Here is a 23682-nt window from a genome sequence, read left to right as displayed (position 1 = left end):
CTGACTAAGGGTCTAGGGCCGTGTGCGAGGCACGGGCCGAACGCCGATTTCGGCGGGCCGCATTGCCAAGGGAGATTAGCGTCGATGATCGAAACCAGTTGCTCGGCCCTGCTGCTGTTTGGCGCGACCGGGGACCTTTCGCGGCGCATGCTGCTGCCTTCGCTATACGCACTGCATGAGGACGGGCTGATCCGTCCCGACCTGCGGATTGTTGGCACGGCGCGCTCCGAGCATGACGATGCCGAGTTTCGCGAGTTTGCCCGCGCGGCTCTGGCCGAATTCCTGCCGGAGGATCGCCGGGACGAGGAGAAGCTGGCGAGCTTCCTCGATCGGCTCGAATATCAGACGCTCGATGCCTCGAATGTCGATGGGTTCGGAGCACTTGCGGAAAAGCTGGGCGACACTTCGTGTGGGCTGTCGATCTTCCTCTCGACCGCGCCGTTCCTGTTCGAGCCGACTATCGAAGGCTTGAAACGGGCAGGGCTCGCCCATGCCAACGTGCGCATCGGCCTGGAAAAGCCGCTGGGCAACGATCTCGCCTCGTCCACGCGGATCAACGATGCGGTGGCAGCGGCCTTCGCCGAGGAACAGATATTCCGGATCGACCATTACCTCGGCAAGGAAACGGTCCAGAATCTGATGGCGCTGCGCTTTGCCAACATGATGTTTGAACCGTTGTGGAACGCAGGCGGCATCGACCATGTCCAGATCACGGTGAGCGAGACAGTCGGCCTCGAAGGGCGCAAGGGCTTCTACGACGATACCGGTGCGCTGCGCGACATGGTGCAGAACCACATGTTGCAGTTGCTGGCGCTGACCGCGATGGAGCCGCCCGCCAATCTCGACGCGACCTCGATCCGCGACGAGAAGGTCAAGGTCCTGCGTGCGCTTCGCCCGGTCAAGGCCGAGGAAATGGTGCGCGGGCAGTATCGCACCGGCGCGGTGAAGGGTACTTCGGTTACCGGCTATCTGGAGGATCTTGGCGAGGCTTCGGACACCGAGACTTTCGTCGCGATCAAGGCCCATGTCGACAACTGGCGCTGGACCGGTGTACCGTTCTACCTGCGCACCGGCAAGCGCCTGGGCGAGCGTCGCAGCGAGATCGTCGTCGAGTTCAAGCAGGTGCCGCACAATGTCTTCGCCGAGCGTGGTGGACGCCTGCGCGCCAATCGCCTCGTCATCCGCCTTCAGCCAGAGGAATACGTCCGGCTTCAGGTAATGGCCAAGGAGCCGGGGCTGGATCGCGGCGGGATCGTGCTGCGCGAAGTGAACCTCGACCTGTCGCTGACCATGGCCTTTGCCAAGGCTCGCCGCCGCATCGCCTATGAACGCCTGCTCCTCGACCTGATCGAGGGCGAGCAGACGCTGTTCGTGCGCCGTGACGAAGTGGAAGCGCAGTGGAAATGGGTCGACGCTATCCGCAAGGTCTGGGCTGACACCGGCATGGAAGCCAAGCCCTATGCCGCCGGCTCGTGGGGACCGAATGCCGGTATCGCCCTGACCGAACGGGATGGACGCAGCTGGAATGACTGAGCAAGTGCCCGCATCCGTGATCTGGGCCGAACCTGGCGATGCTGCGGCTGTAGCCGATCACATTGCGCGCGTGGTCTCGGCCCCCGGCCAGAAGCGCATCGCCTTTACCGGCGGCTCCACCCCGATCAAGGTGCTGGCGCTGCTGAAGGACCGCCAGCTTGACTGGTCCAGCGTGACGATTGCCCTGACTGACGACCGCCGCGTGCCCGACGATCATGCGGCCAGCAATTTCGGCAAGATCCACGCAGCTCTCGGCTCCTCCGGCGCGCGGTTCGAGCGGCTTGAAGAAGGCGCAGAGGTTGCACCGTTTGACCTCGTCTGGCTCGGGATGGGTGAGGATGGCCACGTTGCCTCGCTCTTCCCCGAAATGAATGCGCATGTCCGCCCGGGGCCCGCAGTGATCGCGACAACGCCGATCCCGCTACCGTCCGAAGCGCCGTTTGACCGGCTGACGCTCAACGAGAAAGCGCTGAAGGCGACGAAGGAGATCATCCTCGTAGTGACCGGCGCTTCAAAGAAGGCGCTGCTGCAAAGCGCCCTGGCCGGAAACGAACGATATCCCGTCACCGAATTCCTGCGTGGCTATGGCCCGCCCGTAATCATCTACTGGAGCGAATGATGCCTCTGCATCCTACCGTCGAACGCGTCACCCAGCGTATCATCGAACGCTCTCGCCCGACGCGCGCGGCTTACATCGACCTGATCGAGCGTTCGCGCGACAAGGGGCTGAACCGTCCGCAGCTTTCGTGCGGGAACCTTGCCCATGGCTTCGCTGCTTCGGGCGAGGACAAGCCGCTGATCAAGAGCGGCAAGGCGATGAACATCGGCATCGTCACCGCCTATAACGACATGCTCTCGGCCCATCAGCCCTATGGCCGCTACCCCGAGCAGATCAAGATCTTCGCGCGCGAGATGGGCGCGACGGCGCAGGTTGCTGGCGGCGTCCCGGCGATGTGCGATGGCGTGACGCAGGGGCAGGACTCGATGGAACTGTCGCTGTTCAGCCGCGACAACATTGCAATGGCAACTGTGGTTGGCCTCAGCCACGCCATGTTCGAAGGTGCTTTGTTGCTGGGCATCTGCGACAAGATCGTGCCCGGCCTGCTGATCGGGTCCCTGCGCTTCGGCCATCTGCCGACAATCCTCGTTCCTGCAGGGCCCATGCCGAGCGGCCTGCCCAACAAGGAGAAGGTGCGCATCCGCCAGCTCTACGCCGAAGGCAAGGTCGGGCGTGACGAACTGCTCGAAAGCGAAAGCGCCAGCTATCATTCGCCGGGCACCTGCACGTTTTACGGCACCGCCAACTCCAACCAGATGATGATGGAGATGATGGGCCTGCACATGCCGGGGTCCAGCTTCGTCCAGCCCGGCCTCAAGCTGCGCCAGGAACTGACCCGCGCCGCCGTGCATCGGATTACCCAGATCGGTTGGAACGGCGACGACTACCGCCCGCTCGGCCTCTGCGTCGATGAAAAGGCGATCGTCAACGCCATCGCTGGCCTTTTGGCAACGGGTGGTTCCACCAACCACGTCATCCATCTCCCCGCCATCGCCCGCGCTGCCGGCATCCAGATCGACTGGGACGACATGGACGAACTCAGCCGCGCCGTCCCGCTGATCGCCAGCGTCTATCCCAACGGCGCAGGCGACGTGAACGCCTTCGCGGCCGCCGGCGGCATGCCCTATGTCATCCGCGAGCTGATCGGCGCCGGCCTTGCCCATGCCGACATCATGACCGTCTACGGCAAGTCGCTCGAAGAAGGTGCGCAGGAGCCGGTCATGGACGGCGATGCGCTCAAGTGGACCCCGGCGCCGCAAGCTTCGCTTGATGAAAGCCTGCTCAAGCCGGTTTCCGCGCCGTTCCAGCCGGAGGGCGGCTTCCGTCTGCTCAAGGGCAACCTCGGCCGCGGCACGATCAAGGTCAGCGCCGTCGATCCCTCGCGCTGGACGATCGAGGCTCCGTGCCGGGTTTTCAGCGAACAGAATGACGTGCTCGCCGCGTTCAAGGCGGGCGAGCTTGAAAGGGACGTCGTCGTCGTGGTCCGCTTCCAGGGACCGGCCTCGAACGGCATGCCCGAACTCCACAAGTTGACCCCGCCGCTGGGCGTGCTGCAGGATCGCGGCTTCAAGGTCGCGCTGGTCACCGATGGCCGCATGTCCGGCGCGTCGGGCAAGGTCCCCGCCGCAATCCACGTATCGCCCGAGGCCAAGACCGGCGGACCACTGGCCAGGCTGCGCGATGGCGACATCGTGCGGGTCTGTGCCAATACCGGCGAGCTGACCGCGCTGGTGCCTGCCGAGGAATGGAACGCTCGCGAAGAGGCAGTAGCACCGCCCGCAGGTCTTGGCGTAGGACGGGAACTGTTCGCGCTGATGCGGCTGCATTCGGACGAGGCAGAGCGGGGCGGATCGGCCATGCTTGCAGCGGCTGGCCTCTGACAGGCGCGAAGTACGGACCGAGGGGGAAGAGGATGCAGGTAGTTGCCGTCGATATTGGCGGAACCCACGCGCGCTTCGCGATTGCCGAAGTCGCTGGTGGGCGGGTGCTGTCTCTTGGCGAGGCGGTGACGCTGAAGACAGCCGAGCACGGCTCCTTCCAGCTTGCATGGGAGGATTTCGGGCGTTCGATCGGCACTGCCTTGCCCACGGCCGCAGCCATAGCTGTCGCAGGGCCTGTCGGTGGAGAGATCATCAAGTTCACCAACAACCCGTGGATCATCCGGCCAGCCCTGATTCCCGAAAAGCTGGGGGCTGAGCGCTATGTCGTGGTCAATGACTTCGCCGCCGTGGCCCACGCTGTGGCGCAAGCCGATGACAGCCACTTCCTCCATCTGTCAGGTCCGGAAACCGATCTGCCCGAAAGCGGGGTGATCAGTGTCGTCGGGCCGGGCACAGGACTTGGCGTGGCCCAGCTCTGGCGCGATGGTGCAAGCTACCGGGTGCAGCCGACCGAAGGCGGACATATCGACTTCGCACCGCTCGACACGATCGAGGACGCAATCCTTGCGGGCCTGCGCAAGCGGCACCGCCGCGTCTCGGTCGAGCGTGTCGTGGCGGGCCCCGGTATCGTGGACATCTACGAGGCTCTCGCCCTGCTTGAAGGCAGGCCCTACACCCCGCGCACCGATCGCGAGCTGTGGGAACTGGGCACGTCGGGCGCTGACAGCCTCGCCGCCGCCGCCGTCGACCGCTTCTGCCTCTCGCTCGGCAGCGTGGCCGGAGACCTTGCTTTGGCGCATGGCTCGACCGGCGTCGTCATGGCTGGCGGGCTGGGTCTGCGGATCAAGGACACGCTGGTTCGATCGGGCTTTTCCGATCGGTTCCGCGCAAAGGGACGCTTCGAGGCCCTGATGGCTGCCATCCCGGTCAAGCTGATCACCCACCCGCAGCCCGGTCTTTTCGGAGCAGCAGCTGCCTTCGCGCAGGCCTATCCGACCTGATCAATATGCGGATAGGCTGTTGGGCAACCGCAACGTAACTCCCGTGCCTGCTATGCCGGATCCCACGCTTTAACCGGGCAATTAATTTGGTGGATTCGTTCCGCCGAAGCGGTAATGCTCCGGGACAAAGCTGGATTCGCGGATGCCGAAGGAGAAGGTGCCCACATGGATTACGAAACCATTCGCGTCGAACGTATCGGCGATGTCCTCAAGATCGTGCTCAACCGGCCGGAAAGGCTCAACGCCTGTCCCCCGAACATGGCAAACGAGATCGGCGAGGCGTTGAATGATCTCGACGGTGCGCGGGCGGTCCTGATCACCGGCGAAGGCCGTGCCTTCTGCTCGGGCGCCGATCTTGCGGCGCGTGGGGAGCGTTCGATCTCGGGCGGACGTGCGGCCTATTCGTCGCTTACGACATCCTACAATCCACTGATGCTGACCTTGTCGCGTCTTTCGGTACCTGTCGTCACGGCGGTGAACGGCCCAGCGGCAGGCATCGGCTGCTCGATCGCGCTGGCAGGTGACTTCGTCATCGCCGGGCGGAGCGCCTATTTCCTTCAGGCCTTCGTCAATATCGGGCTGGTGCCGGACGGTGGTTCTTCGTGGATGCTGACGCGTCTTGTCGGCAAGGCGCGCGCGACCGAAATGATGATGCTGGGCGAGAAGATCGGTGCGGAGAAGGCCGAAAGCTGGGGCATGATTTACAAGGTTGTCGACGATGCGGCACTTCAGGACGAAGCGCTGGCATTGGCAACACGCCTTGCGGCAGGCCCATCAGTCTCGCTGGGAACGATGCGCCAGACCATCGCCCGCGCGCTTGAAGTCGATCTCGCAACGGCATTGCAGGTAGAAGCCGAAGGACAGTGGAAGGCTGGCGACAGCGACGATGCGGCCGAGGGTGGGCTTGCCTTCCTCGAAAAGCGCAAGCCGGCGTTCAAGGGCAGGTAACCCATTGTTATTGCGGGCAGTGGCCCCACCTAGGGTGTGTGATGACTGCCCGCACCATCTGGACCATCGGCTATGAACAGGCGACTGTCGCGTCAGTGATGGATGCCTTGCGTGATGCGGGCGTCGAAGTTCTTGCCGATGTTCGGGCCTTGCCCCTTTCACGCCGTCCGGGCTTCTCGAAAACGTCCCTGGCGGCAAATGCACGCGAGGCGGGGATCGAGTATGTGCATTTCAAGGCGCTCGGGACGCCCGCTGAAGGACGCGCGGCCGCGCGGCGCAACGATCACGTCACGCTTGAGCGGATCTACGAAGGCCAGCTTGAATTGCCCGAGGCCATAGTTGCCGGAGCGAAACTGGCGGAACTGGCAGGCGAGAAGCGTGTCGCCCTGCTGTGTTACGAGCGGGAAGCCCACGGTTGCCATCGGACGCTGTTGCGCCAGGCCATGCTTCCGGGCTTTGCCGTGGTCGACCTTGTGCCCGCTTAGCCGGCAAGTTCCTCGTCGAGGAACAGGGCTATGTCATCAAGGTGGACATCCTTGGCCAGAAATGTCTCGCCGATCCCGCGCATCAGCAGGAAGGGCAGGGTGCCTGCGTCCATCTTCTTGTCGTGAAGCATGTGATCGGCAAGGCGGCGACCGGTGCAGGCGAGTCCGAGGTCTGTCAGCTTTGCAGGCAGGCCAACGGCAGAAAGGTGGGCAACGATGCGTTGCGCATCCTGTCCCGTCATCAACCCTTGCCGCGCCGAGAAGCGCGCTGCCAGAGCCATTCCCAACGCAACGCCTTCGCCATGCAGGAGCCGGTCGGAAAAGCCCGTTTCAGCCTCGAGCGCGTGGCCGAAGGTGTGGCCGAGATTGAGCAGAGCCCTGATGCCAGCGGTCTCCTTTTCGTCAGCAGCGACGATGCGCGCCTTGGCCGCGACACTTCGGGCAATGGCGTATTCACGGGCTTCGCTGTCGCCCTCAAGAAGCTTTGCGCCATTGGCTTCGCACCATTCGAAGAACGGCGCATCGTCGATCAGGCCGTATTTTACGACTTCGGCATAGCCCGCGCGGGTGTCACGCAACGGGAGCGTGTCGAGAGCGAGCGGGTCGGCAAGTACGAGTGAAGGCTGATGGAATGCCCCGACGAGATTCTTGCCTGCCGGTGTGTTGATCGCGGTCTTGCCGCCGACGCTGGAATCGACCTGCGCGAGGAGCGTGGTCGGGATCTGGATGAAGCCGCAACCACGCTTGACCATGGAGGCGGCAAAGCCGGTAAGATCGCCGATGACTCCACCGCCCAGAGCCACGACGTTGTCCTTGCGTTCGATCTCCTGCGCGAGCAGCCAGTCGACCACGCGGGAAAGCTGTTCCCAGCTCTTGGTCGTTTCGCCAGCGGGTAGCACGAGCCATTCGCTGCGCAGGCCGACTTTGTCGAACGATGCGGCTATCGTATCCCGCCAGCTGGTTGCCACGTTCTCGTCGGTGACGATGGCGACGCGGTCCTTTCGGATAAGGGGGCGGCAATGCTCTCCTGCGCGGGCGAGAAGGCCGGCTTCGATCCGCACTTCATAAGGGGCGCCAGCGATGGCGACGGGTATCACAGCCATTTGTCAATTGCCTTGAGGATCTTGTCCGCCGTCACATGATGGGGCTGGGCCCCGCTGGTGATGTGGATGGGGGCCTGCGAGTAGAACGGTTCGCGTTCGGATTTCAGGCGGGAGAGGATTTCGCGCGGGTCGCCAGTCTTGAGCAGCGGGCGGTTGTCCTTGCGGCCAACTCGCTCGACCAGGGTGTCGACGTCACTGTCGAGCCAGATGGCGATGCCCTTTTCGAGGATCAGTGCGCGGGTGGCAGGATCGCAGAACGCTCCCCCTCCGGTGGACAGGACCTTGCGATCGGTGTGCTTGCCCGTGCCGATGAGCCGGACGATGACCCTGCGTTCGCCATCGCGGAAATAGGGCTCGCCATAAGTCGAGAAGATTTCCGGAATCGGCATGTGCGCCGCGCGCTCGATCTCTTCGTCGGCATCGAGGAAGGGGAGGTGGAGCATTGCGGCGAGCCTGCGTCCCACCGTCGTCTTGCCAACCCCCATCATGCCGACAAGCACCAGTGGACGCTCTATCCGCCGCGCGATACGGCTGATTTCGGACGAGCTGAGCGGGTGCGCGTCATGTTCCATTGCCGCGCCGCCTATACTTGCGCTAGTGCCCGTTGCAAGTATCGCCTGCATGGTTGCTAACCGGGTGTCTGAATGAAGAAGATCGTCGTGGCTGCGGGAATCGTGGTGGCCGCAGTTCTTGCAGTGGCATGGATCAGGGGTGGAACGCAGCCGATGCAGTGGATCGAACAGCCGGTATCCAGTCCGCAAGGTCCGATCTCGGGCGGAGGTAGCGGGCAGTGAAGGGCACGACGAAGAGTCGAGCGCTGCTGTTTGCCGGCGTTGCCGCGCTCGCTTCGCTGTCGGGTACGCTGCTGGCGCAGGAATCGCTGCTGCCGCCGGGTTTCGATAATCCGCCAGCCCAATCGAGGCCTGCGCAACCCCGCCCGGCAACGCCAGCACCTGCACGCAGTTCGACACCAACGGCAGCGGCTCGTCCCGCGGCATCGCAACCTGCTGCGCCGAGCGCGACAGCATCGCCGGTCGTCCAGCCTTTGCCCGTGGGCGAGGCCGTACCGGTGTCGAGTGGCGGCATCAGCGACCAGGCCCTGCTTGATTCGCTCGATCCGGCACTGCTGGCCAAGCTGATAGATTCCGCTCGGCCCAAGTCGGATATTCCGCCTGCAGGTCGACGCAGCCTCGATGTGGTGGGCGTAATCGACGAGCGCGACGGTGGTTTCCCGGCCGTGTCGACGCACTATCTCAACGGGCAGTTCGTTGAAGGCATCGTCACCAGGATGCGCGGGCGGTTCGTCTCGCGCTGGGGTCACATCCTGGCGCGGCGTGCTCTGGCCAGCCGCCTTGCCACACCGGTTGGCATGAATGGGGCAGACTGGGCAGCGATGCGCGCGCAGTTGCTGCTGCGCATGGGCGAGGCAGATGCGGCGCGTGCAATGGTCCAGTCGGTGGATAGTGGCAACTTCACGCGCAGCCTCGAAGACGCAGCCATGGCGAGCTTCATTGCCACCGCCGATCCGGTTGGTCTTTGCCCGATCACGGCGCTGACCGCGGCCGGACGCGCCGGGTGGGACTGGGACCTTGTCCGTGCGATTTGCTCATCGTTCAGCGATGAAGGATCCACCTCGATGGCCCAACTCGACAAGTCTTTGCGCCGGGGGAACGGGACGAAGATCGACATCCTGCTCGCGCAGAAGTTCGCGGGGGCGGCAACGAATGCGCGCCGCGCGGTGAAGATCGAATGGGACGAGGTCGATGCGCTGACACCGTGGAGCATCGGCATGTCCTTTGCCACCGGACTTGAGCCGCCGGAAAGCCTTCGTGCAAAGGCTGGCGCACAGTACGCCTTGCTGGCCTCGCGCGCGCCCATGCTGCCGCTGGCATCGCGCGCCGCATCGGCAGATGTTGCCGGTGCGCGTGGCGTGCTTTCGAGCGAGGCGATGATCGATCTCTACAGTCAGCTTTACGCGCAGCGGGACGTCGACGGCGGGGAGACTGCGGCGGATGATTGGACCCTGCGGGCAGAAAAGCTGCGTACGGCCTATGTTGCCGCTGCAGAGGATGACAGGCTGGACGCAATTCGCGCCTTGTGGGGCGACGGCAGCGACCCCGACAAGGCCTATTCCGGCCTGGTCCTCACCTCGCATGCCGCAGCGCGTATCCTGCCGAACGAGGGGCTATCCGACAGCGCGGCTTCGCTGATTTCATCGATGCTCACGGCAGGGCTCGATCGCAATGCGCTGAAATGGGCACCATACTGTCCCGTCGGCAGCGAGGCCTGGGGCCTGCTGGTGCTGGCCAATCCGGGCCGTGCCACCAGGGTCGGCAACGAAGGCCTGAATGCCTTTGCCGATGATGACGATTCGGATGGGGCAATTCGGTCACGGTTCCTGCTGGCCGGCATGATGGGCCTGGAACGTGTCGATCCCGCTGCGGCCCGCGATTTTGCCGGCAAGCTCGAAGTGGACTTCAACCGGCAGACGCGGTGGACCCGGGCGATCGACGCTGCTGCCGCTTCGAACAATCAGGGCCTTGTCGCTCTGCTCGCCGCTTTTGGCATGCAGGGAAATGGCTGGGACCGGATGACCCCGGTCCACCTCTTCCATATCGTATCTGCTCTGCATCGGGTCGGGCTCGATGCCGAAGCCCGGATGATCGCGGCCGAGGCCGTAGCGCGCGTCTGATGTCGTGAAGGCAAAGGCGGAACCTGCGGTTGAGAGCTTCCTGGCGATGCTCGCAGCGCAGCGGGGAGCGGCTGCCAATACGCTGGCCGCCTACCGGCGTGACCTCGCAGGCGCCGCGGAGGCCATCGGGCCTCTGGCCTCAGCCACGCGCGACGATATCGGGCATCTTGCGACAGCATGGGCCGAACTCGCCCCCTCATCCCTGGCGCGCAAGGCGTCGGCCCTGCGCCAGTTCTACGGCTTTCTCGTCGACGAAGGTGCGCGAAGCGACGACCCTTCGCCGGCCCTGCCAAGACCAAGGGCGCGCCGTCCCTTGCCGCGCCTGCTCGGGCATCAGGAAGTCGCCGATCTCTTCGCCATCGCAGAGCAGGACGCCAGCTCGGGCACGCCGGAGGGCCTGCGCATGCTGGCGCTACTGGAACTGCTCTACGGCTCGGGCCTTCGCGCCACCGAACTGGTGTCGCTGCCGCTCAGCGCGGTCCCGCGCGATGCTCCCTTTCTCACCATCACCGGCAAGGGAGGGACACAGCGCATGGTGCCGGTCTCCGCCCGCGCAACGCGCGCTCTTGCCGACTGGCTCGCGGCAAGGGGGAAGGGCGGGCGGTTCGTATTCCCTTCGCCGCGAGGCGGACATCTGTCGCGAGTGAGGCTGTTCCAGCTCTTGCGTGATCTGGCGCTTCGTGCCGGGCTCGACCCGGAAAAGGTCAGTCCCCACGTGCTCAGGCACGCCTTTGCCACGCACCTGCTCGAAGGCGGCGCCGATTTGCGCGTGCTGCAGACTCTGCTGGGTCACGCGGACATTGCCACGACCCAGATCTACACGCACGTCGACGCAGCGCGCCTCGTGACGCTCGTCAACGAGCGTCATCCGCTCGCTCGGAGTTGACCGGAACGGTTCTCGCGCCTAGCGGAAAAGCCATGATCTCCTATCTTGAGTTCGAAAAGCCGGTCGCCGCGCTGGAAGCCCGTATCGCCGAACTGCGCGAGACCGCGCAAGGTGGCGACATCGACATTTCGTCCGAAATCCGTCGGCTGGAAAACAAGTCGGCCGAACTGCTTGCCAGCACCTATCGGGCCCTGACGCCATGGCAGAAGACGCAGGTCGCCCGCCATCCCGCTCGCCCCCACTTCAAGGACTACGTGGAGAAGATCTTCACGGATTTCATGCCTTTGGGAGGCGATCGCCTTTATGGCGAGGATCAGGCCATCGTCGGTGGCTTCGCCAGGCTGAACGGTCGCCGCGTGATGCTGATAGGGCATGAGAAGGGCAACGACACCCAGAGCCGCATCCGCCACAACTTCGGCATGGGCAAGCCTGAAGGGTATCGCAAGGCGATCCGTCTGATGGAGATGGCCAGCCGATTCGGACTTCCGGTCGTGACCCTGGTCGATACCTCGGGCGCGTTTCCCGGCGTCGAAGCCGAGGAGCGCGGGCAGGCCGAGGCAATTGCACGTTCGACAGAGGCCTGTCTTGCACTGGGCGTGCCGATGGTCGCCAGCATCGTCGGTGAAGGTGGTTCGGGTGGCGCAGTGGCGCTTGCAAGTGCCGAACGCGTCCTGATGTTCGAGCATGCCGTCTATTCGGTGATTTCGCCCGAGGGTTGCGCTTCAATTCTTTGGCGCACGGCGGAAAAGGCTGCCGACGCTGCCGAGGCCATGAAGGTCACGGCGCAGGACTTGCTTTCTCTCGGCGTTATCGACCGCATCGTGCGCGAACCGGTAGGCGGTGCCCATCGCGACCCTGCAGCCGCATGCGCAGCGCTGGGCAAGGCAATCGCCGAGGAACTCGACGCCTTGACCGGCAAGCCTGCCGACGAACTGCGAAATCTCCGGGCAGAACGTTTCCTCCGTATCGGTGCCTGAGACCGCGCGCCGTCTGGCGCTCGGGAACCGGATTTGCGACAAGACAGTTTCGCTGGTGGAATATTCTACCAGTCATTCTGGAGCGTGATCGGCAGATCGCGCCAATGATCGCAGTTACCGGGAGACGCAGATGCCTTTTGCCCGTCGTTCACGTGCCACATTCCTGACCGTCTCGGTCCTCGCGCTTTCCGCTCTGCCTGCTTGCGTCAGCCAGACCGGCAGTCCGGCAAATGCGCAAGGTGCGGTGCAGGCAATCAGCGCGGCTGACAAGAAGCAGGGTTCCGAAGCTCATCCGCAACTGCTGCAGGAGTTCGGCGGTGCGCTGACCGGACCGCAGGCGACCTATGTCGAATCGGTCGGCAAGACGATTGCCACCCAATCGGGCCTGAGCAACGCGCGGGGAGACTTCACCGTCACTCTGCTCAATTCGCCTGTGAACAACGCTTTCGCCATTCCAGGAGGATACGTCTACGTCACGCGGCAGTTGGCGGCCCTCATGAACAACGAGGCAGAACTTGCCGGTGTTCTCGGGCATGAAGTGGGCCACGTCGCCGCTCGACACGCAGCCAAGCGCCAGAGTGCCGCCACGCGCAATTCCCTGCTGGGCGCGCTTGGAACCATCCTGTCGGGAGCGCTGCTGGGCAACGGTGCGCTGGGCCAGATTGGTCAGCAGATCTTCTCCACTGGCAGCCAGTTGCTCACTCTCAAGTATTCGCGCGGGCAGGAAACCGAAGCAGACAACCTCGGCATCACCTACCTCCAGAGGGCAGGTTACGATCCAAGAGCAATGTCGACCGTATTGCAGAGCCTGGCGAATCAGAACGCTCTGGATGCCAGCGTGAAAGGAACGTCGAATCAGGTTCCCGAATGGGCCAGCACGCATCCCGATCCCGCGTCACGCGTTCGCGCTGCTCTCGCACGCGCAGGATCGACGACAGGCAGAACGAATCGTGATGCATTTCTGTCGGGGATCAACGGCCTGACTTATGGCGATGATCCCGCACAGGGCATTGTTGACGGTTCGAAATTCACCCATCCGGTTCTTCGCCTCGCGTTTCAGGCACCAAACGGCTTCTATCTCGTCAATGGAACACGGGCGGTTTCCATCTCGGGGCAGAGCGGGAAGGGCGAGTTCGCCAGCGCAAGCTACAGTGGCAATCTGGAAAGCTATGTCCGGTCTGTGTTTGCCGGACTTTCCAGTGAGCAGCAACTCGCTCCCACTACGATCGAGCGTACCACGGTCAACGGGCTTCCTGCCGTTTACGGCACAGCGCGCGCCAACAGCGGAAACGGCCAGGTCGATATCGTGGTGTATGCCTATGAGTTCGGACCGCAACAGGCCTATCACTTCGCAACAATCAGCCAGGCCGGGCAAGCGGCTCAGTTCGATCCGATGTTCAAATCGATTCGCCGAATCAACGCGACCGAGGCATCCGCGGTGAAGCCGCGTCGCCTTTCCGTGGTGACTGTAAAGTCAGGCGACACCCTCGCGTCGCTTTCCAGGAGGATGGCGTTTACCGACAAGCCGCTGGAGCGCTTCCTTGTGCTCAACGGGCTGAATTCGTCCAGCAGGCTCACGCCGGGGCAGAAGGTCAAGTTGGTCGTCTACTGATCGGAAACAGGCATATCCGACATACGAAAAGGGCACCCCTTTTGGGGGTGCCCTTCCGTTCTTCAATGGATCGGCGCCTCTTCGGACGCCTCACGCTCTTAGAGCGCGTTGTCCATTTCGTCCGAAACACCGTTGAAGGTGTTGCCGAGCGAGCCGCCCAGCGAGGTCATTGCGCCGATGGCGGCAACAGCGACGAGAGCGGCGATCAGGCCGTATTCGATTGCGGTGGCGCCTTCGTTGTTGGCGAGCAGGTCACGGAAAAGCTTCATGTTCGGTCTCCTAGAGTAAGTCTTCATTTCCCGTCCCGCCCCAATTTTTGTCCCCGGAGCGAGCATTGGCATTGTTACGTACCAAAGGCTAAGAAGCCGTTAATTCCCTCCGACCTTCTCGTCGGTGTTGTTGTTGACCTCCACGTACATGTTGTACACGGAAGCCGAGAACGACTTCATGCCAAAAACCATTGCCATACCGATGCATGCAACAAGCAAACCATATTCGATGGCAGTGGCACCGCGGTCATTGCGCATGATGTTACGAAGAAGGGTCTTCATGGTCATTCCCAAGACTGCGGTGATGACAGTTTTACGGTGGCTTCCCTAAGAAAGAGTTGATGGTTCGCGCGGACATGGAAAATTCATCGACAGTGCGGATCGTGGTGGCGTTGGCATTGCTGGATTCGTCGGGCAGGGTCCTCATGCAGCAACGCCCCCAAAACAAGGCGCACGGCGGGCTTTGGGAGTTTCCCGGTGGCAAGGTCGAACCTGGCGAGACGTGTGAATCGGCAACTGTAAGGGAAATCGACGAGGAGCTTGGGATCGTCGTTGAACCCGCTGATCTCTTTCCGGTTTCCTTTGCAAGTGAGGCACTTGTGCATGACAAGCGGCCAATTCTCCTGCTGCTTTACGGCACACTGAAATGGTCAGGTGCTGCCCGAGCTCTCGAGGCAGGTTCGGAGATCCGGTGGGTGGGGCGCGACGAACTCCTGCAGCTGCCGATGCCTCCCCTCGACGTGCCTTTGGCGCATGCCATCATTCCTATGCTTGAAGGGCTTGCCAAAGCTGAAACAGCCCCCTAAAGGCGCGTCTCCCAAGCACCCGTAGCTCAGCTGGATAGAGCATCAGACTACGAATCTGAGGGTCGGACGTTCGAATCGTTCCGGGTGCGCCATTCCCTTTCGGGAGTGATTCGGGAAGGAAATGCACCGAGGTGCGTTTCGCACATGATGGTGAGCACCCGTAGCTCAGCTGGATAGAGCATCAGACTACGAATCTGAGGGTCGGACGTTCGAATCGTTCCGGGTGCGCCATCATAAAATGCCGAAAAGGCCCGCCATTGTGCGGGCCTTTTTCGTTGGTGCGCGATGGAACTTGGTTGCGACCGCGAACTGGAAACCAGATTGGTTCGCGCAATTTGCATAGGTATCCGCAAAAGGTTCGTCTTGAGCGAACGGCGTTGCGAACGGAGCGCGGTCAGGTATAGGCTCTCACAGCGTTCCGACCCTACGGAACCCGAGGCTGCCAGAAAAGGAAACCCAGACTTGGCAAAGTCCCCGAGGCCCAGAGCCACAGCATCTGCCGTAAAGCCTGCTGCGAAGCGCGCCGCAAGACCCGCTCCCGCAGCCGAGCCGATCATCGCTTCCGACGTTGCCGAGGAAGCCGCATTCGCATTGCGAAGCCTTCAGCAGGCGCACGCCAACAACAAGCGCTATGACGCGAGCGATGAAGAACTCCTGAAGTTCTACGAGCAGATGGTGCTGATTCGCCGCTTCGAGGAGAAGGCGGGTCAGCTCTACGGCCTCGGTCTGATCGGCGGCTTCTGCCATCTCTACATTGGTCAGGAAGCGGTCGCGGTCGGGTTGCAGTCGGCCCTGCAGGAAGGCCACGACAGCGTGATCACCGGCTATCGTGACCACGGCCACATGCTGGCCTATGGCATCGATCCCAAGGTGATCATGGCCGAACTGACCGGGCGCGGTGCGGGCATCAGTCGCGGCAAGGGCGGCTCGATGCACATGTTCAGCACCGAGCACAAGTTTTACGGCGGCCACGGCATCGTTGGCGCGCAGGTACCGTTGGGGGCAGGGCTTGCCTTTGCTCACAAGTACCGGAACGACGGCGGCGTCTGCATGGCCTACTTTGGCGATGGCGCCTCGAACCAGGGCCAGGTCTACGAAACCTTCAACATGGCCGCGCTCTGGAAGCTGCCGATCATCTTCGTGGTCGAGAACAACGGCTATGCCATGGGCACCGCGGTAAAGCGCGGCTCGGCCGAGACGCACTTCTACCGTCGCGGCACGGCGTTCCGCATTCCCGGCATGGACGTCAACGGCATGGACGTGCTCGAAGTCCGTCAGGCTGCCGAAGTTGCGCTCGAATATGTCCGTGCTGGCAACGGCCCGGTGCTGATGGAGCTCAAGACCTATCGCTATCGCGGCCACTCGATGTCCGACCCTGCCAAGTATCGCAGCCGCGAGGAAGTGCAGGAGATGCGCGACAATCACGATCCGATCGAGGGCGCGAAGGCTGAACTGCTCAAGCGCGGCGTGACCGAGGACAAGATCAAGGACATCGACAAGCGCATTCGCCAGGTCGTTGCCGAGGCAGCGGACTTCGCCGAAAACTCGCCCGAGCCCGAGGTGGCCGAACTTTATACCGATGTGCTGGTGGAGACCTATTGAGATGGCCATCGAACTGAAGATGCCCGCGCTCTCCCCGACGATGGAGGAGGGCACGCTCGCCAAGTGGCTGGTCAAGGCCGGCGACGAAGTGAAGTCCGGCGATATCCTCGCCGAAATCGAGACCGACAAGGCAACGATGGAATTCGAAGCCATCGACGAAGGCACCATTGGCGAGATCCTCGTCGCCGAAGGGACCGAAGGCGTGAAGGTCGGCACCGTGATCGCCACGATCAAGGGCGATGACGACGCTGCAACCCCGGCACCCGCACCGGCACCGGCGGCCGCGCCTGTTGCCGAAGCTGCTCCTGCCGGGCTCGACGCCAAGGCCAAGGCCGCTGCGTCGATCGCTCCCAAGTCCGACGCCAAGCCTGCCGCCGATCCGGAACTGCCAGCTGGCACCACCATGGTCCCGACCACGGTTCGCGAAGCGCTGCGCGATGCCATGGCCGAGGAAATGCGTGCCGACGACCGCGTCTTCGTCATGGGCGAGGAAGTTGCCGAGTATCAGGGCGCCTACAAGGTCACGCAAGGCCTGCTCGAAGAGTTCGGCCCGCAGCGCGTGATCGATACGCCGATCACCGAGTATGGCTTTGCCGGCATCGGCGCGGGCGCAGCCATGGGCGGCCTGCGTCCTGTGATCGAGTTCATGACGTTCAACTTCGCCATGCAGGCGATCGACCACATCATCAACTCGGCCGCCAAGACCAACTACATGTCCGGCGGCCAGATGCGCTGCCCCATCGTGTTCCGTGGTCCCAACGGTGCCGCCAGCCGTGTCGGCGCGCAGCACTCGCAGAACTACGGTCCGTGGTATGCCAGCGTGCCCGGCCTCGTCGTCATCGCGCCTTATGACAGCGCCGATGCCAAGGGCCTGCTCCGTGCCGCGATCCGCAGCGAGGACCCGGTCGTGTTCCTCGAGAACGAACTGGTCTACGGCCGCACCTTCGACGTTCCCGCGATTGACGATTTTGTCCTGCCCATCGGCAAGGCGCGCATCGTCCGTCCGGGCAAGGACGTGACCATCGTGTCCTACTCGATCGGCGTCGGCTTCGCGCTCGAAGCGGCAGAACAGCTCGCCGCCGAAGGCATCGACGCCGAAGTGATCGACTTGCGCACGCTGCGGCCGCTCGACAAGGAAACCGTCCTGGCCTCGCTCGCCAAGACCAACCGTCTGGTCGTCGCAGAAGAGGGCTTCCCGGTCTGCTCCATCGCCTCCGAAATCATCGCCATCTGCATGGAAGAAGGCTTCGACCACCTCGACGCGCCTGTACTTCGTGTATGTGACGAGGACGTGCCGCTGCCCTACGCCGCCAACCTTGAGAAGCTGGCGCTGATTGACGCCAGCAAGATCGCCGCGACAGTCCGCAAGGTATGCTATCGCTGATCGCGAAGGGTTATCTGGGCAAAGAGGGCGTCGGAGGGATCCGGCGCTCTTTTTTGTCAGGTGGTGTAGCCGGTGAAGACGTTGCAGCTTGCGATGCTATCTGGCGTGGCTGAATTGCGCTGATAGATTTGCGTGAGATCGCGGTCATCACGGACATTGAAGGTCGCAGTCGTGCGGATGACAGCATCGGGAACAAACCGGGCGCTCACCAGGGGCTGGTAGGCGTACTCGATTTCGACGAAGATCACGGCATCTCCAGGAGCTGCGCTGACTTCCTCGCCCGCAGGTCCCATGCCCTCAAGGGAACCATCAAGGCCCGCGCCTTCGCCACCGTATGACGACTGGAAGTTGCGTTTGCCCTTGCAGCGCTGCCAATGGATGTACTGGGTGTCTTCGGTTCCTGGCACAACTTCGAGGCTGCTGATGACCACACGTCCGTGCTCGAACAGGTCAAGTTTGCCGGACTGGATCTTTGCACCAGCCAGAAGATCGTTGATGTCACTCTCATAGATCTTGAGATCTTCCAGCATCGAGACGTCGCCGATGCGCGATCCGTTGTCGGCAAGCTGCATCGCAAGCTGGCTTATGCGCATGTGCGTGATGGCCAGATTGCCAAGTTCGGCGCCCCAAAGGCAAAGCGTCAAGACAAGTGGCGCACCCAACGCCATCTCGACGGCTGCTACGCCAGACTGGCTCCGCTTCAGATGCGCGAGCACTTTCCGCCAGGACATCATGCGCAGTTCCCCAGTTTGGCAAGGCTCTTCTGCATGTCGTAGGGCTGGTTCCGCAGCACGGTACTGGCACTGTTGGTCACCGTTTCAGACATGCCGATCAACGATGCCATCGGGAACTTGCGCGTGTACGTCATGGTGACGGTGTAGAGGACGGCATCGCGTGCACCGCCGAGACCGGCAGCCCCTCGGTCGCGGTCCCACGTTCCACTTCCATTTGCGTCTTCGTAAGGCTCCCCGGCATCACAAGCGCCGTTGCCATTGCTGTCCGTGAAGTCTTCGGGAAGGCCCACGTCCGTGAAGTTGGCATAGGCCTTCCGAGAGAACACGAGATTGGCATCGGGAACCACGGGATGGATTTCGGTTGCTACCGCGTTGTCGATGGAAGCAAGCGTCCCTGCAGCACCTTCCACCGTGGAACTGCGCGCGGCGCGCTGGAGCGCGCCTTGCAGCATCGTGTTGGCATAAACCGAGAAACCCATGTCGAAGAGCCCCATGAGGAGCAACACGAGCAGCGGGGAGATGAGCGCGAACTCGACTGCAGTTGCGCCTTTCCGATCAGCCAGCAGGATAGAGATAGCGGTCCTCAAGGTCATATCGCGAGCCTCAGGTCACCGATGGACTTGGCAATCTTGCGAAAGGAGGATTGCAGTTCTGCCGAATTGCTTGCCTTGAAGTAGTGGCCGGCTCCGGCACACTGGGTCATGATCGGATTGAGGTCGGTCCCGAAAGCGACAAACCAGACGGTGACGTTCTTCTTTTTCGCTTCTTCACAGACAAACGAGAAGCGCTTCTCGATCGTTTCTGTCAGTGACAGCGGCGACGAGGGGGACCAGCGCCGCTGCGAAATCGGCTCCACGCCGTAGGAGCTGTAGCTGATATCCAGCGAGGAGGTCTGCCCATCGGTGAGGAAGATCAGGTGTCGGCTGGTCCTTTGTCTGGACGAGACATCGGCATTCTCGCTGGCGAACAGACCGGTCGGCGAAAGCAGGCGGGCGGCCCAGATCATCCCGATATCGTGATAGGTGCTTCCAGCAGCGACCAGGCTGTCGATATAGGCATCATAGTCGGCCTTCGCCCAAACCTGCAGCTTGCGAGCGGCGGCAGGGCAGGCTGCGAAGCCTGCGGGGCCCGGCGAAATGAACTCGCTGTTGGTCGTTACTTCAGCGGTAGTAAAGCTGCCTGTGCCATTCCAGAGTCGCGAACGCTCGTAGATCATGTTGGGGAACATCGGACGCCATTGAGTGTCCGTGTCGCCAAGAGTGGGAACGCGGTCTATGTCGAGGTCCAGTGCACGGTCGAGGTCGACATTGTCGTAATCGCCGATCTCGTAGGTCGAACGCTCTTCGATGCAGCCGTTCGATGCCGTGCGCCAATCGCTCGTATCGCGCACGACGTCCTTGTAGAGCCATGAACTCCCGCTCGCGAGTGTCGGCTCGGTGATGTACTTGTACGTGTCAACGTAGTTGGCAAACGTCGTGGTCGAGAGCGTGCAGGTCGTTCCCGAACGGCTGACCGAGTATGTATCGCCATTGCGTGTGCGATTGTAGGTATACGTCGTCTTGGTTCCGTCGGGATTGGTGACTGTCTCGGAGATAGTGGACACAAGCGCAGTTGACGTGGTCAAGGTGTTGGCCGGACGACTGCAGGTGTAACTTCCCGTTCCGGTTGGCGTCGCAGCGAATGTCGAATTGGTCGTGTAGTACGTTCCCGATACCGGTGACACCGCGCTGTAATAGCCATAGAGTCCGCCGGAAGAGCTGGTGCCGACGAGCGTCCTGGAGGGATAGCTCCACTGGGAAACCACCCATTCGTCCTTGAGCAGGGCACCGACATTGACGTTGGTGGAGTAGGGCACGAAGCCGTAGCGGATACGGCTTTGCGGTTGTCGGGTCGCTTCCATGGTGGCGTAGAAGTCCTTCACGACGGACTTCAGCACTGAAATCTTCGGCGAGGTATCGTCGGGATTTCTCTCCGCCATCGAACCGGTGACGTCGAGCGCCATCATGATGTCGGTGTTGGGAATGCTCAGTTCGGCCCGGCAGTTGACCGAGATATCGATCTGTTCCTTTCCGAAGAACTGCATGATTTCGGTGGGCAGGATCACCGATGCCGTTCCGCCGACGGACTGGTCCTCTTCGAGTGTCATTTCGAAGTTGCGATCGACCGAATTGTAGATGCCATCTGCAAAGTTTGCGTTGAAGAAGCGGTTACCCTTTGTGAGGACAGCCGCTCCGTCGACATCCGGATCGAAGTTGGTGATTGCGCCAAGCTCCTTTCGGGCACCCAGAACGCCTGCGTCGCAGGCCTGCTGGAGGCGTGATTCAACCAGATAGGCCCGGCCCATGTCGATGCTCGAGCCCACAAGGGCCAGCAGTGGCACGATCGAGAAAGCCAGGATCATCAGGGCATTGCCGCCATTGTCGGCGAACAGCCCGCGTAGCACGACAAGTGTCCGTCGCAAAGGAAAGCCTTTGACGTGCTGTTTTCGTGATGTGGGCGAAGGATTCACGAACATTCAAATGTTTTACGTAGAGTTACGTAATGTTCGGCAAATCGTTATGGTAACGATAAAGTTAAATCAGACAGATTAGCGCGGAAATCCAGATTGCTATGAAATTAAAATCTTAAAGATCTTTAACGCTTTATAATCAAAAGTTTGTAGGTTTTGTGTCAATCCGACGTAAGAAAAAGAGGCTGAGAGTACGTAATCGGAAAATCACCAAATCCAATAATGCTCAGCACTGTCGGTACGCTATATGTAAAAGCGATACTCTTTTCGAGTGCTCCTGGCACTCTGGATGTGGTCGCAGATGTTACAGTAATTGCAAGTCGTGCGCTCTCCAGGCGATATGGATTCTTGACTGCTACTGAACGCGCATAGTCGCGGAGCTGTTGGTTGCTCAATTTGTTGTTGGTCTGGTAGTTGACCACGGCATAGCGCATCGCGTCTGATGCTACCGCGCGCATTGCATTGTAATTCTGCATGCCAATGCCGATCTGGAACACGCCAAGCATCATGGCCATGACGGTTGGGCCGAGCAGAGCGAATTCGGTAACGACCGACCCATCGCGCGATGAACTGAGGCGGCGCATTGCCTTGATGAAGCGGCGAACAATCATGCCTTCGTCTTCTGTCCGTAGAGAATGTATCGGTCTACTCGCAGGGCGATGTTCGAGCCTACGCCGAATTCGGTCCAGATCGGTACGTAAGTGTCGGACAGCGTAACCCGAACATAACGGGATACGTTGGCACCGGTTGCACACGTACTTTCAAGCGCGACATAGGATGCCGAGGAGTTGCAGCGATAGGCTGCTGCGACCAAGATCTTTGACGATGCAAGGCCAGTCGATGCCGAAATGACATTCTTGAGGGTCGTCAATTCGTCCGAGGTGTCCGGATCGGTAGCAAGGGCGACCGACTCAGCCACTGACATTGCGCTTTGCAGTTCGCTCTGCCGCGCGACAAGCGAACTCACCTGATATGCGCCAAGGCTGAAAAGAACCATCAGAGGCGCAATGATCGCGGTCTCGACCGCCATCGCACCCTGGCTGTCCATGAGGATAAGGCGCAGATTTGGCAGGAGAAACTTCATACCACCAGTTTCACCTTGCTCACTTCGCGCGCAACGATCGTGTCCTCGGTCATCCCTGACGGACAGAATGAAGTCATGTTCGCACTGCCAGAGATCGTGATCGTGTTGGCGGCAATCATCAGGCACTGGCTGGTAACGGTTGCAGTACCGGTGAAATCGAGACCGCTATGCGGCAGATAGAAGGTGCCGTTCAGAACAGTGGAAGCATTGCCATTGATCTTGCTGCGATCAGTTCCGTAGGATGCGCGGTCCTCAAAGACGAGCATCCCGGCCAGGGCATTGGCAGCATCGGTTGCGATTCCGCGCTGCACCAGATCTGACGCCTGAATTGCCGTCAGGTTGATGTTGGAACCACCGTTGATCTTGATGTAGGCACCATTCTTGAGCACGAACATCACGCCGCTGCCGACCACCGGATACTGACCGGAGATTTCTACGCCGCCGCCGTCTATAATGTAGACGCCGGGTGCCAAAGTGGTAGCGCAACTCACTTTGATCCCGCCCGAATAGGTGCCCGGCGAAATGCTCGCCAGATCGGGCGACGTGATCTTGGTCAGATTTGAAAGCGTGGTTGCCACCACTGTTTCGGCCTTTTCCCAGACCGTATTGTTACCTGAACCGTTGTTGGTTTGCGTCCAGACGGTGGTCGTCTGGTAAGTGACCCCGGCCACGCTCGTGTTTTCAACGATCACATAGCTTTCGCCTGTGGTGGTTACGGTGTCTTTCTTTGCGTTCTTGCTGTTCGTCACCTGCGTCGTCGCAGTTTGCCAGGTCGCGCCCTTCCAGTAGGTGTAGGTCACGGTGGTTTTCTTGCTGCGATCCGCACGCGTCGTCGTGGTTCCGGGCACGCAGTAGTAACTCCGTGCAACCTGACTTTCGATCGGATTGGGCGCGCTCAAACTTGCAAAAGGATCGAAGAGCCCTTCGAGGTAATCATGAACCTCGTCGTCAGTATGGAGATTGAACCAGTCGTCGATGCCACCGCGCGAAAGCACCCAGCCAGCATCGATATCGGGGTTGCCGTCGACAAGTACCGAGGAGTCGGACGTGGATAGCGCTGCAATGCCGCACTTGGCCCGCAGCACCGAAGAACCACCAATCGTCACGGCACCGCTGTCGTCTTCGTCCAGCGCGATCAGGCAGGACGTGAACGAGCTGCCTGCAGTGTAAGCCGCCTGCGCATAGGCGGTCACAGTCGTGCCCTTGCCGGTCAGGAAACTCGAGAAGGGAAGGGTGTCTCTGACAGATGCGCTAACCGTGACGCTGTTGTTGCTGCCACCAGCGTAGTTCGACAACGTCACCGTGGGCGGGGCGACGGTCAGGTCCTTTGTGATAGAGAGGTTCGCATTGAACTCTTGAAGCGCGCGGGCGCTGTAATTGGGCCGGGTGGCGCTTTGCGTTCTCGCCCAGGCACCTGCAAGGGCTGCCTGGTCCACTGCAAACTGCAATTCACGCTTCCACATATACCATTGCGCGGTATCGACAGCGAGACCGGCACCACCGATGAAAGCCGGCATGCCAATCGCTACAAGCAGCGTTGCATTGCCGCTGGTGTGGCGGGCAAGGCGCTTGAAGAAGTCACGCAACCTGACCAAAGATCGAAATGCTTTAAGCATCC

The 23682-nt window shown here is 61.6% G+C and carries 24 protein-coding genes and 2 tRNA genes; 16 read left to right on the top strand and 10 right to left on the bottom strand.

Going from position 1 to position 23682, the window contains the following annotated elements; translation table 11 throughout:
* Positions 1–84 precede the first annotated feature (84 nt).
* The 6 genes from zwf to ACZ1JX_RS06475 all read left to right on the top strand — a co-directional run bounded on the left by zwf (position 85) and on the right by ACZ1JX_RS06475 (position 6406).
* A complete protein-coding gene (zwf, locus tag ACZ1JX_RS06500; protein WP_465125936.1) occupies positions 85–1533 on the top strand; it encodes a glucose-6-phosphate dehydrogenase in 1449 nt (482 codons plus the stop codon).
* Positions 1526–2152 (top strand): 6-phosphogluconolactonase, encoded by a 627-nt coding sequence (locus tag ACZ1JX_RS06495; protein WP_465125935.1) that lies wholly within the window; start codon positions 1526–1528, stop codon positions 2150–2152. The genes zwf and ACZ1JX_RS06495 overlap by 8 nt, the downstream gene beginning before the upstream one ends.
* Positions 2152–3972, top strand: a complete 1821-nt coding sequence (gene edd, locus ACZ1JX_RS06490; protein WP_465126371.1) for a phosphogluconate dehydratase — start codon at positions 2152–2154, stop codon at positions 3970–3972. Before ACZ1JX_RS06495 ends, edd begins: the two co-directional genes overlap by 1 nt.
* A gap of 32 nt (positions 3973–4004) precedes the next feature.
* The gene (locus ACZ1JX_RS06485) at positions 4005–4973 is read left to right on the top strand and encodes a glucokinase (RefSeq protein ID WP_465125934.1); all 969 of its coding nucleotides are present in this window, start codon (positions 4005–4007) and stop codon (positions 4971–4973) included.
* A gap of 165 nt (positions 4974–5138) precedes the next feature.
* The gene (locus tag ACZ1JX_RS06480) at positions 5139–5921 is read left to right on the top strand and encodes an enoyl-CoA hydratase-related protein (RefSeq protein ID WP_465125933.1); all 783 of its coding nucleotides are present in this window, start codon (positions 5139–5141) and stop codon (positions 5919–5921) included.
* A gap of 41 nt (positions 5922–5962) precedes the next feature.
* A complete protein-coding gene (locus ACZ1JX_RS06475; protein ID WP_465125932.1) occupies positions 5963–6406 on the top strand; it encodes a DUF488 domain-containing protein in 444 nt (147 codons plus the stop codon).
* On the opposite strand, the gene aroB is transcribed toward ACZ1JX_RS06475, so the two are convergent.
* Positions 6403–7509, bottom strand: a complete 1107-nt coding sequence (gene aroB / locus ACZ1JX_RS06470) for a 3-dehydroquinate synthase (protein WP_465125931.1) — start codon at positions 7507–7509, stop codon at positions 6403–6405. The two genes, ACZ1JX_RS06475 and aroB, sit on opposite strands and share 4 nt — an antisense overlap.
* Positions 7500–8081 (bottom strand): shikimate kinase, encoded by a 582-nt coding sequence (locus ACZ1JX_RS06465; protein WP_465125930.1) that lies wholly within the window; start codon positions 8079–8081, stop codon positions 7500–7502. Before ACZ1JX_RS06465 ends, aroB begins: the two co-directional genes overlap by 10 nt.
* 72 nt (positions 8082–8153) lie before the next feature.
* Between ACZ1JX_RS06465 and ACZ1JX_RS06460 the strand changes: the two genes are divergently transcribed.
* The 5 genes from ACZ1JX_RS06460 to ACZ1JX_RS06440 all read left to right on the top strand — a co-directional run bounded on the left by ACZ1JX_RS06460 (position 8154) and on the right by ACZ1JX_RS06440 (position 13676).
* Positions 8154–8303 (top strand): hypothetical protein, encoded by a 150-nt coding sequence (locus tag ACZ1JX_RS06460; RefSeq protein WP_465125929.1) that lies wholly within the window; start codon positions 8154–8156, stop codon positions 8301–8303.
* Complete coding sequence (locus tag ACZ1JX_RS06455; RefSeq protein ID WP_465125928.1) at positions 8300–10201, top strand: hypothetical protein; 1902 nt, start codon at positions 8300–8302, stop codon at positions 10199–10201. The genes ACZ1JX_RS06460 and ACZ1JX_RS06455 overlap by 4 nt, the downstream gene beginning before the upstream one ends.
* A gap of 4 nt (positions 10202–10205) precedes the next feature.
* Complete coding sequence (locus tag ACZ1JX_RS06450; RefSeq protein WP_465125927.1) at positions 10206–11087, top strand: tyrosine recombinase; 882 nt, start codon at positions 10206–10208, stop codon at positions 11085–11087.
* A 32-nt stretch (positions 11088–11119) separates the two neighbouring features.
* Positions 11120–12064 (top strand): acetyl-CoA carboxylase carboxyltransferase subunit alpha, encoded by a 945-nt coding sequence (locus tag ACZ1JX_RS06445; protein WP_465125926.1) that lies wholly within the window; start codon positions 11120–11122, stop codon positions 12062–12064.
* 130 nt (positions 12065–12194) lie between these two features.
* Positions 12195–13676, top strand: a complete 1482-nt coding sequence (locus ACZ1JX_RS06440; RefSeq protein WP_465125925.1) for a M48 family metalloprotease — start codon at positions 12195–12197, stop codon at positions 13674–13676.
* A gap of 98 nt (positions 13677–13774) precedes the next feature.
* Here ACZ1JX_RS06440 and ACZ1JX_RS06435 read toward each other — a convergent pair whose 3' ends face one another.
* Positions 13775–13945: a Flp family type IVb pilin gene (locus ACZ1JX_RS06435; RefSeq protein WP_144907032.1), complete on the bottom strand. Its 171-nt coding sequence runs from the start codon at positions 13943–13945 to the stop codon at positions 13775–13777.
* Positions 13946–14044: 99 nt separating this feature from the next.
* The gene (locus ACZ1JX_RS06430) at positions 14045–14233 is read right to left on the bottom strand and encodes a Flp family type IVb pilin (RefSeq protein ID WP_144907033.1); all 189 of its coding nucleotides are present in this window, start codon (positions 14231–14233) and stop codon (positions 14045–14047) included.
* A 53-nt stretch (positions 14234–14286) separates the two neighbouring features.
* On the opposite strand from ACZ1JX_RS06430, the gene ACZ1JX_RS06425 reads away from it, so the two are divergent.
* The 5 genes from ACZ1JX_RS06425 to ACZ1JX_RS06405 all read left to right on the top strand — a co-directional run bounded on the left by ACZ1JX_RS06425 (position 14287) and on the right by ACZ1JX_RS06405 (position 17737).
* Entirely contained in the window at positions 14287–14751 is a 465-nt protein-coding gene (locus ACZ1JX_RS06425) for a (deoxy)nucleoside triphosphate pyrophosphohydrolase (protein WP_465125924.1), read from the top strand.
* Between the two features lie 15 nt (positions 14752–14766).
* Positions 14767–14843, top strand: a tRNA-Arg gene (locus ACZ1JX_RS06420).
* A 62-nt stretch (positions 14844–14905) separates the two neighbouring features.
* A tRNA-Arg gene (locus tag ACZ1JX_RS06415) sits at positions 14906–14982 on the top strand.
* Between the two features lie 231 nt (positions 14983–15213).
* Complete coding sequence (gene pdhA, locus ACZ1JX_RS06410) at positions 15214–16353, top strand: pyruvate dehydrogenase (acetyl-transferring) E1 component subunit alpha (protein ID WP_465125923.1); 1140 nt, start codon at positions 15214–15216, stop codon at positions 16351–16353.
* Position 16354: 1 nt separating this feature from the next.
* Positions 16355–17737, top strand: a complete 1383-nt coding sequence (locus tag ACZ1JX_RS06405; protein ID WP_465125922.1) for a pyruvate dehydrogenase complex E1 component subunit beta — start codon at positions 16355–16357, stop codon at positions 17735–17737.
* A 56-nt stretch (positions 17738–17793) separates the two neighbouring features.
* Here ACZ1JX_RS06405 and ACZ1JX_RS06400 read toward each other — a convergent pair whose 3' ends face one another.
* The 6 genes from ACZ1JX_RS06400 to ACZ1JX_RS06375 form a co-directional block, all read right to left on the bottom strand.
* Positions 17794–18471 (bottom strand): TadE/TadG family type IV pilus assembly protein, encoded by a 678-nt coding sequence (locus ACZ1JX_RS06400; RefSeq protein WP_465125921.1) that lies wholly within the window; start codon positions 18469–18471, stop codon positions 17794–17796.
* Positions 18468–19064, bottom strand: coding sequence for a TadE/TadG family type IV pilus assembly protein (locus tag ACZ1JX_RS06395; protein ID WP_465125920.1), 597 nt, complete (start codon positions 19062–19064; stop codon positions 18468–18470). The genes ACZ1JX_RS06400 and ACZ1JX_RS06395 overlap by 4 nt, the downstream gene beginning before the upstream one ends.
* A complete protein-coding gene (locus ACZ1JX_RS06390) occupies positions 19061–20932 on the bottom strand; it encodes a pilus assembly protein TadG-related protein (protein WP_465125919.1) in 1872 nt (623 codons plus the stop codon). Before ACZ1JX_RS06390 ends, ACZ1JX_RS06395 begins: the two co-directional genes overlap by 4 nt.
* A gap of 209 nt (positions 20933–21141) precedes the next feature.
* Complete coding sequence (locus ACZ1JX_RS06385; RefSeq protein WP_465125918.1) at positions 21142–21591, bottom strand: TadE/TadG family type IV pilus assembly protein; 450 nt, start codon at positions 21589–21591, stop codon at positions 21142–21144.
* Positions 21588–22028, bottom strand: coding sequence for a TadE/TadG family type IV pilus assembly protein (locus ACZ1JX_RS06380; protein ID WP_465125917.1), 441 nt, complete (start codon positions 22026–22028; stop codon positions 21588–21590). Before ACZ1JX_RS06380 ends, ACZ1JX_RS06385 begins: the two co-directional genes overlap by 4 nt.
* Positions 22029–22060: 32 nt before the next feature.
* Positions 22061–23650 (bottom strand): pilus assembly protein TadG-related protein, encoded by a 1590-nt coding sequence (locus ACZ1JX_RS06375; protein ID WP_465125916.1) that lies wholly within the window; start codon positions 23648–23650, stop codon positions 22061–22063.
* Positions 23651–23682 lie beyond the last annotated feature (32 nt).

Source organism: Novosphingobium sp. BL-A-41-Hi4A-0G (assembly GCF_055521735.1).
The sequence above is the reverse complement of the archived record's forward strand: the minus strand, read 5'-3'. Positions and strand labels throughout refer to the sequence as shown.